The sequence below is a fragment of the Streptomyces sp. NPDC107546 genome (genome assembly GCF_055639175.1).
In genome coordinates this window covers 362,000-372,071 of record NZ_JBVKBA010000006.1, presented here as the reverse complement: position 1 = coordinate 372,071, position 10,072 = coordinate 362,000, and the positions used below count along the sequence as shown (strand labels likewise).

Sequence of the window (10,072 nt, the reverse complement as noted above, 5' to 3'; positions counted from 1 at the left end):
CTGAACTGCTGGACCGGCACCTGCACCACCTGCCACCAACCCCTGCCCAGCAGAGCCACGCCAAGATCAAGAAAGACCTAACGGAGTCCTACTAGCCGAGTTGCGGCGGCAGCGGCGCCGCGTGCGTGACGATCAGGCCCGAGACCGCTCGGGTGAGGGCCACGTACAGGCGGCGCAGGCCCGTGCGTTCGTCCGGCTCCCCGTCCACGACGGCCTGCGGTTCGTCGAGGACGACGTAGTCGTACTCAAGACCCTTGGCGAGTGAGGCCGGGACCAGGGTCAGACGGGTGTCGTGGGTGGTCTCCTCACCGGGGGCCAGATGGGTGACGCCCGCCGCCGTCAGGGCCTCGGCCAGGGCGGGGATGCGGGCGTCGGCGGCGATCAGACCCGTCGAGCCCTCGTTGCGCAGCGACTCCGCACAGGCGGCGACCACTTCGGTGTCCTCCGTGACCGAACGGACCTCGAAGGAGCCGGGGTTCTCGCGGACCGACGCGACCGGTGTCAGGTCCGGCGCGATGTGCGGCAGCAGCCGGGAGGCGTACGTGATCACGTCCGTCGGCACACGGAAACCCGCCGTCAGCTCCTCGATCACCGCCTCCGGCTTCCCGAGGTGGGCCAGCGCCTCCTGCCAACTCCGCGTCGCCCAGGGCGTGGTGCCCTGCGCCAGGTCGCCGAGCACGGTCGCCGAACCGGTCGTGCAGCGCCGGCCGACCGCCCGGTACTGCATCGGGGAGAGGTCCTGCGCCTCGTCCAGCACCACGTGCCCGAGCGAGTGCGTGCGCTGCACCAGGTCGGTGGCCTCGTCGATCAGCACGGCGTCCGCGGGCGACCACTTGGCGGACTTCACCGACCTGACCGGCTTCGACCAGAGGATCTCCTTCTGCTCGTCCGCGTCGAGGACCCCGTCCGCGTGCTCGGCGAGGAAGTCGGCGTCGGTGAGCAGCCGCAGGACCAGCTTGGCGGGGTCCACGGGCGGCCAGATCGCCTTCACCGCCGCCTTGACGGCCGTGTTGCGGGCCACGGCGTCCTGCACCCGGTCGTCCGGCGCCTCCCCCGAGCGCTCCATCTGGACGAGCACGGCGTGCGCGATCCGCTGCGGCAGGGCGTCGCGGGCGGCGCCGTACCGGATGTCCCGGTCCAGCAACTCGGCGACGATCTCCTCCAGTTCGTACGCCGGTACCCGCCACCGCCGCGAGCCCCGCACCACCATGACGGGCTCGGTGGGCATCGTCACGTGCGAACGGACGGCCCGGCGCAGCACCTCCGCCATGCGCGCGTCGCCCTTGATCACGGCGGCGGCCGCAGTGTCCGTGCCGCGCACCTCGACGTGCGCGACCAGGTCGTCGACCGTCGCCTGCTTGACCTCCAGCTCGCCGAGTGCGGGCAGCACCTGCTCGATGTAGTGCAGGAAGGACTTGTTCGGTCCGATGACGAGCGTCCCGGTGCGGGCCAGGCGCTCGCGGTGGGCGTAGAGGAGGTAGGCGACGCGGTGCAGGCCTACGGCGGTCTTGCCGGTGCCGGGTCCACCCTGGACGCACACGGTCCCGGACAGTCCGGCTCGTACGATCTCGTCCTGCTCGGGCTGGATGGTGGCCACGATGTCGCGCATCGGGCCGACGCGCGGGCGCTCGATCTCCTGCTGGAGCAGTTTGCTGGTGGTGGCGGCCTCGGCGGGGTCGGAGAGGTGTTCGTCCTCGTACGCGGTGAGGTCCCCGCCGGTGTAGCCGAAGCGGCGGCGCAGCCCGATGTCCATCGGGTCCTTCTTGGAGGCCCGGTAGAACGGCTGGGAGACGGGGGCGCGCCAGTCGATGACCATGGGGTCGCCGTCGGCGTCGTGCACGTGCCGGCGCCCGATGTAGAACCGCTCTCCCTCTGCCCCCTCCGCCTGGTCGGCGCCGGGGGCGTGGAGGTAGTCGAGGCGGCCGAAGAAGAGGGGGGTGTGGCTGAGGTCGGCCAGGGCCTTGATGCGTTCCTCGATCTGGCGGGCGAGGACCTCCGCGTTGACCCAGTTCGCGGTGACGTCGCGGATGTCGAGGTTCTCCACGTCCTCGCGCATGGCCCGCAGGGCGGCCCGGGAGGCGGCGAGGTGGGAGAGCTCGCGGGAGAGGGGGTCGGTGTCGGTGTCGGACGGGGTGGTCGGGGTGGACACGGAAAGGTGCCTCCGGGGCGTGGCAAGGAGCCGGGCGGTACGCGGGCACGTACCCGCGCGTACCGGCGGCCGGCTGCTGCGGTGACGGGTGGCGGTTCTGCCGTCCGGTTTCCGTCCGGACGACGGCTCTCCGTGAAGGGAGGCGGGCAAGAGAGGGGATTCTAGGTGACGGTCGGATACCGCGGCCAACGGTTTTTCCGCCGTGCCGTCTGCCGCCTCAGGGATGCGTCCCGGGTGCCCTAGGGGCCGGTGTCCCTCCCGGGTACTACGCGGGGGCGACTCCAGGGGGAGGTGAGGGCCGTACAGGTTACGTCCCTGGTCCGACGCCATTCGGGTTGTGCGGTTCCACCATGGAGACATGAGCGCAGCAACCTTCACCCCCTCCCGGCACGGCCCGCCGTCCGGCGCGACGGCCCTCGACGGCGACCGCCACCGTCACCGCCTCGCCGACGCCCTGCGCGCCGTCAAGGTGTTCCTGGGCGCCGCGGTGGACGTGGTCCTCTTCGGTGAGTACGGCGAGGAGGCGGGCATCCGCCGCCGCCCCTAGTCGCCCAGCCCTCTCAGCTCTCCTGGGCCAGGAGCTCGTCCGCGTCCACGATCCGGTACGCGTAGCCCTGTTCCGCCAGGAAGCGCTGGCGGTGGGCCGCGAAGTCCTGGTCGATCGTGTCCCGGGCGACCACCGAGTAGAAGTGGGCCTGGTGGCCGTCGGCCTTGGGGCGCAGCACCCGCCCCAGCCGCTGAGCCTCCTCCTGCCTCGACCCGAAGGTCCCCGACACCTGGATGGCGACCGTCGCCTCCGGCAGGTCGATGGAGAAGTTCGCGACCTTGGAGACGACGAGCACGCTGATCTCGCCCTGGCGGAACGCCTCGAATAGCTTCTCGCGCTGTGCGTTGGACGTCTCGCCCTTGATGACGGGCGCGCCCAGATGCTCACCCAGCTCGTCCAGCTGGTCGATGTACTGCCCGATGACGAGGATCTGCTGCCCTGCGAAGCGTCTGACCAGCGCCTCGGTCACCTTCCGCTTGGTGTCGGTGGTCGCGCAGTACCGGTACTTCTCCTCCGTCTCGGCGGTGGCGTAGGCGAGCCGCTCGGAGTCGGTGAGGTTCACCCGCACCTCCACGCAGTCCGCGGGCGCGATGTACCCCTGGGCCTCGATCTCCTTCCACGGCGCGTCGAACCGCTTGGGCCCGATCAGGGAGAACACGTCCGACTCGCGCCCGTCCTCCCGCACCAGCGTCGCCGTCAGCCCGAGCCGCCGCCGCGCCTGCAGGTCCGCCGTGAACTTGAAGACGGGCGCGGGCAGCAGGTGCACCTCGTCGTAGACGATCAGCCCCCAGTCACGGGAGTCGAACAGCTCCAGGTGCGGGTAGACGCCCTTCCGCTTGGTGGTGAGGACCTGGTAGGTGGCGATGGTGACCGGCCGGATCTCCTTCCTGGTCCCCGAGTACTCGCCGATCTCGTGCTCGCTGAGCGAGGTCCGCTTCACCAGCTCGTGCTTCCACTGGCGTGCGGAGACGGTGTTGGTGACGAGGATCAGCGTGGTCGCCTTGGCCTGCGCCATGGACCCGGCGCCGACCAGGGTCTTCCCGGCGCCGCAGGGCAGGACGACGACACCGCTGCCGCCGTGCCAGAAGTTCTCCACGGCCTGCTTCTGGTAGGGCCGCAGCGCCCAACCGTCCTCGCGCAGCTCGATGGGGTGCGCCTCGCCGTCCACGTACCCGGCGAGGTCCTCGGCCGGCCAGCCCAGCTTCAGCAGCATCTGCTTGATCTGCCCGCGCTCGGAGGGGTGCACGGCGACGGTGTCCTCGTCGATCCGGGCCCCGACCAGCGGCGCGATCCGCTTGGAGCGCAGCACCTCCTCCAGGACGGGCCGGTCGGTGGTGCTCAGGACCAGCCCGTGGGCCGGGTGCTTGCTGAGGGTCAGCCGCCCGTACCGGTCCATGGTGTCGGCGATGTCGACGAGCAGCGCGTGCGGCACGGGATACCGGCTGTACTGCACGAGCGCGTCCACGACCTGCTCGGCGTCGTGACCCGCCGCGCGCGCGTTCCACAGGCCGAGCGGGGTCACGCGGTAGGTGTGGATGTGCTCGGGCGCCCGTTCCAGCTCGGCGAACGGCGCGATGGCCCGACGGCAGTCGTCGGCCTGCTCGTGTTCGACTTCGAGGAGCAGGGTTTTGTCGGACTGGACGATCAGCGGACCATTCACGCGCGGCTGCCTTTCTGCACGGCTTGCACGGCTCTGTACGGCTCTGCATGACGCTGCACGACTCTGCTCGGCCAAACGTCCAGTGTGCCTCATCGGAGGACGATCAAGGCCGGCTCGCGGACGGTCACTCCTGGTCGTCCGCCAGTTCCGCGACCCCCGTGACCCGGTGCAGCGGATAGGTGCGGACCTCGTCCGCCGTGTGGTCGTACGCCGTCACGAAGCCGCCCTCGACGCGGATCGGGGCGATGACGCGCTGGCTGGCGGCGCCCTCTGCGTTGACGTAGCCGATCCACAGGGACTCGCCGGTGAGCACGGCGGCCTGCATGGTGGCGAGGGTCTCGGCGGAGGTGGTGCGCGGCAGGTCGCCGCCGGCCGTGGGAGCACCGGCGGGTTTGCGGGGGGCCGTGGAGGCCAGGTCGCCGGCGCGGATGGCGCGCAGGGCGGCCGTGAGGAGGGTGGCGTCCGGGGCCGGCGGGCCGTCCGGGACCGGCTCGGGCGGGGTGCGCGGCGGGGTGCGGTGGGCGTGGGCGCGGGCGATCAGGACGTCGCCCTCGGCGGACTCGGCGGCCGGGGCGAGCCCCATGGCGCGCAGCCCCTCCAGGAGGGTCGCCGGGTCGGTCTGCGCGGCCAGGACGGTCGGGGCCAGGCGGCGCAGGCGCAGGGCGGCCGAACGCTTGTCGGCGAGGATCTCGTTGAGCAGGGCGTCGTCGTCGCAGCGCACATACGCCGAGGCCGCGCCGACGCGCAGGTGACCGTGCTTCCGCGCGACGTCGTCGATCAGATAGGCCAGCGGCTGCGGGACCGGCGTGCGGGAGTGGGCGGCGAGGAAGGCGTGCAGGTCGGACGCGGTGCGGCCGGCGTCCAGGGCGCGGCGGACGGAGGCGGGCGTGAAGCGGTAGACGGTCGCGCCGCCCTTCGACTCCACCTCCGCGAGCACGCCGAGCACGTCGGCCAGCGGGCGCTGCAGCGGGCCGGGGGCCACCGCCGTGAGGTCCGCCTGCAGCAGGACGTGGTCCAGCGGTTCGGGCAGCAGCGGGGCGAGCAGGCGGGCGGCGCGGGAGGCGGCCGCGGCCTGCTCCGCGGGGGTGAGCGGCGCGCGGGGCGCGGCGGGCCGGTGGTGCTGCCGGTGGACGGGGAGCTTGTCACCGGGGCCGGTCGCGGCGGGCTCGACGGCCGGCGTGTGACCGGAGGGCTCCCCGATCAGGGCGCGGCCGTGGGCGGACAGGGCGCCGCGGCCGGTGACGCCGAGGAGTTCGGCTTCGGCGAGGGTCCACTGGGCGAGGCGGGTGCGCAGGTCGTCGGCCGGGGGCTGGGTGGCGGCGGGCTGGACGGTCGTGGGCTGGGTGCCGCGCGGGGGCCGCTCCCAGCGCAGCCGGGCCAGGATCGACTCCGGGGTGGCCGAGGCGCCTTCCGGCAGCCCGGCGAGCAGAGTCAGGACCCGGTGGCGGACCTCGGGCGCGGACGAACGGTCGAGACCGGGGCCGAGCGCGGACAGGGCGCGGTCCTTGGCGTCCCGCCCGCCGACCAGACCGGGGGTGCGGGTGGCGGCCAGCCAGGCGGTGGCGAGCCGGGTCCACCGCTCGGCGGCGGGGCGTTCCAGCCACTCGTCGTAGGCCGGGGTGGCCGCGTACCGCTCGTCGGCCTCGCCGTCCGAGGCCAGCAGGCCCGCCGCGTAGGCGAGTTCCACCCAGAAGGCGGCGACGGGCTCGGACACGTCGAGGGCGACGGCCGTCCGCTTCAGGTCCCGCACGCTGAGCCCGCCGGCCCGCAGCATGGTCGGCCCGCCCTCGTCCCAGTCCTTCAGCAGCTCCTCGACGGTGGCGAGCGCCGTGTACGCCTGACCGGCCGCGGTGGCGTCCACAACCTGTGGACGGTGGGTGGCGGCGGGCTCCACGGCGGGGGGCAGCGGCTCGGGGTGGCGGTGGGCCCGCCCGGACCGCAGATGCAGGGCGACTTCGCGGGGGAGTACGACGGTGCCGGGTGCCGTGGGCAGCAGCAGACCACGGTCGAGCAGCCAGCGCAGACGCGGGGCGGGGTCCGGGGTGACCTGCCCGTACGGCGGCCCCCACACCAGCCGGTGGAGCACCTCGAGGGACTCGGCGGGGGCCGTGGCGAGGAGCGCGGCCATGCGGGCGCGGTCGCTGAAGAGGCCGGACAGCGAGGAGACGGCGGACACGGCGTCGTGGGTCGTCGGCAACCCGGCGGCGGAGAGGATCTCCTGGATCCGCCCCGGGGACATGCCGGCGGTGGCCTCCGCGACGGTGGGGCCGAGGCCGGTGGGGGAGGGGTGCTGCGGGGTGGGGGCGAGCAGCTCACGGGCGGTGCGGACGAGGTGGAGCCGGTCTTCGGTGCCCCACACGAGGGCCTGCTCGCGCAGGGCGGCGAGGGCGTGGGGGACGGCCTCGGCGACCACCGGATCGGCCTCGGCGCCGCCGTCACCGGTCATCAGCTGGAGGAGTTCGCCGTACGACGCCGGGTCCCCGGCCACGGCGAGTGCCTCCGCCGTCTGCTGGGCGAACCGGTCGAGGCGCTCCAGCGCGCGGATGACGCTCGCGCGGGTGGCGGCGCGGGTGGCGAGCTGGGTGAGGTCCGTGGGGACCGGGGTGATGAGGTCCGGGCGGGCGCGGAGGAGGGCGGCCAGGGAGGCGTCGTCCCGGGCGCGCAGGGATTCGGCCAGCGAACGCGGCGCACCGGTGCCGGTGGCTTCCTTGCGTGAGCGCTCCTCGGTCGTCATCCGGTCAACGGTAGCGGGTGGCACGGGCCCGGCGCGTGCCCCGGCCGGACAGCCACCGAGAGGACGCCGCCCCCACCGCCCCACCCCAGGGCCTCCGCCCCTGACCCGCACCGGAGACTCCGCCCCTGAAACCCCCTTCGGGGACTGCGTCCCCGAAGGGGCGCGGGGAACTGCGCGCTCAGCCATCTGCGGCCGGCGGCGGGGCACTCGCCGAAGCCGCCCCACGTTTCGGGCCGGAGGTCGACCGGGGGGTGGGGACGAAGCCCCCTGAAGGGGCGCGGGGAACTGCGCGCTCAGTCACCTGCGGCCGGCGGCCGGCCACTCGCCGAAGCCGCCCCACCCTTCGGGCCGAAGGCCGACCGGGGGGCTGGGGGAGAAGCCCCCAGAGCGCCGTTCCCCCGGTACGGTACGGGGGGAGATGCGACGCCACCCCGGAGGGGCTTCGTGGGGATTGAGAGCGACCAGCTCGTCTTCGACTATCTGAGCCGGGTCGGAGACGTGGCCCAGCAGCGCCAGTTGCCGTCGGCCGCGCGCATGCGCCTCGTGTCCGAGTTGCGGAACGAGATCGACCGGCGGCGGGCGAAGGCCACCGTCGACAGCCCCACGGCCGTCCGCCGGATCCTCGCCCGGCTCGGCACTCCCGACGAGGTCGTCGCCGCCGCGTCCGCCGACGCCCCCGCAGGCGCCACCGACAGCCGCCCCGCCTCCGTCCCCCTCCAGCGGGCGAACGACACGGACGACCGCCCCAAGGGCCTGCGCCGGGTCGTACCCCGGCCCCGCCCGGCCGATCCGCCGCCCGCCGACACCTCCCGGAACGCCCCTTCCCCGCCCCACCTGGCCGGCGCACACGAGCTCGGCGACAGCGCCACCCGGCCCGACTGGTGGCGGGCCGACGGCCGGCCCGGCGGTGCGTTCGAGGCCGGTGACGGCGTCCCCGGGTTCGTCGGCGGAGTGGAGATCCCCGAGCTGCTGAAGCCGCCGCCGCGCGACCCGCCGAAGCCCGAGACCGAGCGGAGGGAACCGGAGCCGGTACCGGCCGTCGAGGCGGCCCCCGCCGTCGAGGAGACCGCAGCCGCCCCTGCCCGCCGTGCGCCGCGCCTGACGGGGTGGCGCAATCCGCTGCTGCTCCTCGCCGCCGGTCTCCTCGTCGCCGGCGCCGTGCTCGGCAACTGGATCGCCCTCGGCCTCGGCTGGCTCATCGCCTGGGCCTCCCGGCGGTTGACCCCCACCGAGTCCAAGTGGGCGGTCATGGGCATGCCCGGTCTGGTCGCGGCCGTCGGCATCGTCTGGCTGTGGGGCCGCACGGACGGCCGCTGGGGCACCCCCATCCCTGAGGGCCACATGAACGACGCGATCTCCCAGACCTGGCCCTGGGTGGTCCGCGGCGCCGCCGTCGCCTCGGCCCTGTTCCTCGTCTGGCGCTCACAGCGCCGGTGACACCACGAATTCACTACTCGTGATGTCACTGATGGGATGATGTGGGTCCTTTGGGCTTGTTCTCCCCTGGAACAATCGCCGATATGACTTCTCGCGCGCTCACCGTCGGCTTCGACCTCGACATGACGCTGATCGACTCCCGGCCCGGAATCCACGCCTGCTACGAGGCACTCTCCGCCCGGACCGGCACGTACATCGACGCCGACCTGGCCGTCACCCGGCTCGGGCCGCCGCTCGCGGAGGAGCTCGTGAACTGGTTCCCGGCGGAGGAGATCGACGCCGTGGCCGACCTCTACCGTGAGATGTACCCCGCCATCGCCATCGCCGCGACGCCCGCCCTGCCCGGCGCCCGGGAGGCGATCGACGCCGTACGGGTGGCCGGCGGGCGCGCGATCGTCGTCACCGCCAAGTACGAGCCCAACGCCAAGTTGCACCTGGAGCACCTCGGCATCGAACCCGACGCGGTGATCGGCGACCTGTGGGCCGAGCGCAAGGCGGAGGCCCTGCTCGACCACGGCGCGGCGGTCTACGTCGGCGACCACACGGGCGACGTACGCGGCGCCCGTACGGCGGGGGCCCACTCCGTCGCCGTCGCCACAGGCCCCTGCGACGCCGACGAGCTGCGGGCCGCGGGCGCGGACGTCGTCCTCGCCGATCTCACCGAGTTCCCGGCCTGGCTCGCGACATACCGGGCTCGGTAGCGACCCGCTGCCGCTACCGCTGCCCCACTCCGCGCGCCTGCCTGCGCCCCTGAGCGATCGACTGGAGCACACCGGCCCCCGCCATCAGGAAGCCCACACCCATGAGCATGCACAGGCCGTACATGTACGTTGGGAAAGGCTTCGTCCCCAGCAGCAACGGGGCCACGGTGACCAAAGTGGACACGGCCCCGAGGAAGAACACGATGGCGCCGGCACGGATCAGCCGGTCGCCGGCCGCGGCGGAATTCGCTTGGGTTTTGTCACGCACTGGACCAGGGTAGTTCCCACCGCGAGGAACCACTCGGCGACGTCTTGTCACCAGCCCGCGGACCATTAGCCTTGGTACCGGCGGGTCCACGCGGCCCGCTGCAGTGCTCTCCAGAGCAGTTTTCCGAAACACTTTGCAGACGCAGTTTCCGACGAGTACGAGGACGAGGACAGACGTGCCTACCGGCAAGGTCAAGTGGTTCAACAGCGAGAAGGGCTTCGGCTTTCTCTCCCGCGACGACGGCGGCGACGTCTTCGTCCATTCCTCGGTTCTCCCCGCCGGAGTGGATTCCCTGAAGCCGGGACAGCGCGTGGAGTTCGGAGTGGTCGCCGGCCAGCGCGGCGACCAGGCGCTGTCCGTCACCCTTCTGGAGCCGACCCCCTCGGTCGCCGCCGCCCAGCGCAAGAAGCCGGACGAACTGGCCTCCATCGTCCAGGACCTGACGACTCTCCTGGAGAACATCACCCCGATGCTGGAGAAGGGCCGCTACCCCGACAAGGCCTCCGGCAAGAAGATCGCGGGCCTGCTGCGCGCGGTCGCCGACCAGTTGGACGTCTGACCACGCGCACAGGGCAC

General features: G+C 73.1%; 8 protein-coding genes. 4 read left to right on the top strand and 4 right to left on the bottom strand.

The genetic code is table 11. The annotated features are described in order from the left end of the window. Positions 1 to 91: 91 nt before the first annotated feature. Entirely contained in the window at positions 92 to 2,056 is a 1,965-nt protein-coding gene (locus tag ACZ7L1_RS12120; RefSeq protein ID WP_471436423.1) for a HelD family protein, read from the bottom strand. Positions 2,057 to 2,507: 451 nt separating this feature from the next. Between ACZ7L1_RS12120 and ACZ7L1_RS12115 the strand changes: the two genes are divergently transcribed. Then, positions 2,508 to 2,696 (top strand): hypothetical protein, encoded by a 189-nt coding sequence (locus tag ACZ7L1_RS12115; RefSeq protein WP_471436389.1) that lies wholly within the window; start codon positions 2,508 to 2,510, stop codon positions 2,694 to 2,696. Between the two features lie 13 nt (positions 2,697 to 2,709). On the opposite strand, the gene ACZ7L1_RS12110 is transcribed toward ACZ7L1_RS12115, so the two are convergent. Both ACZ7L1_RS12110 and ACZ7L1_RS12105 read right to left on the bottom strand, forming a co-directional pair. Then, the gene (locus tag ACZ7L1_RS12110; RefSeq protein ID WP_471436387.1) at positions 2,710 to 4,356 is read right to left on the bottom strand and encodes a DNA repair helicase XPB; all 1,647 of its coding nucleotides are present in this window, start codon (positions 4,354 to 4,356) and stop codon (positions 2,710 to 2,712) included. Positions 4,357 to 4,480: 124 nt separating this feature from the next. After that, positions 4,481 to 7,090 (bottom strand): helicase-associated domain-containing protein, encoded by a 2,610-nt coding sequence (locus ACZ7L1_RS12105; protein ID WP_471436386.1) that lies wholly within the window; start codon positions 7,088 to 7,090, stop codon positions 4,481 to 4,483. A 444-nt stretch (positions 7,091 to 7,534) separates the two neighbouring features. Here ACZ7L1_RS12105 and ACZ7L1_RS12100 point away from each other — a divergent pair, with 444 nt between their 5' ends. Continuing rightward, on the top strand, positions 7,535 to 8,527 hold the full coding sequence (locus tag ACZ7L1_RS12100) for a hypothetical protein (RefSeq protein ID WP_471436384.1): 993 nt from the start codon (positions 7,535 to 7,537) through the stop codon (positions 8,525 to 8,527). An 83-nt stretch (positions 8,528 to 8,610) separates the two neighbouring features. Further along, the gene (locus ACZ7L1_RS12095) at positions 8,611 to 9,228 is read left to right on the top strand and encodes an HAD family hydrolase (RefSeq protein ID WP_471436382.1); all 618 of its coding nucleotides are present in this window, start codon (positions 8,611 to 8,613) and stop codon (positions 9,226 to 9,228) included. A 13-nt stretch (positions 9,229 to 9,241) separates the two neighbouring features. On the opposite strand, the gene ACZ7L1_RS12090 is transcribed toward ACZ7L1_RS12095, so the two are convergent. Next, complete coding sequence (locus ACZ7L1_RS12090) at positions 9,242 to 9,496, bottom strand: hypothetical protein (RefSeq protein WP_403620836.1); 255 nt, start codon at positions 9,494 to 9,496, stop codon at positions 9,242 to 9,244. Between the two features lie 175 nt (positions 9,497 to 9,671). Between ACZ7L1_RS12090 and ACZ7L1_RS12085 the strand changes: the two genes are divergently transcribed. Continuing rightward, on the top strand, positions 9,672 to 10,055 hold the full coding sequence (locus ACZ7L1_RS12085) for a cold-shock protein (RefSeq protein ID WP_103845154.1): 384 nt from the start codon (positions 9,672 to 9,674) through the stop codon (positions 10,053 to 10,055). Positions 10,056 to 10,072 lie beyond the last annotated feature (17 nt).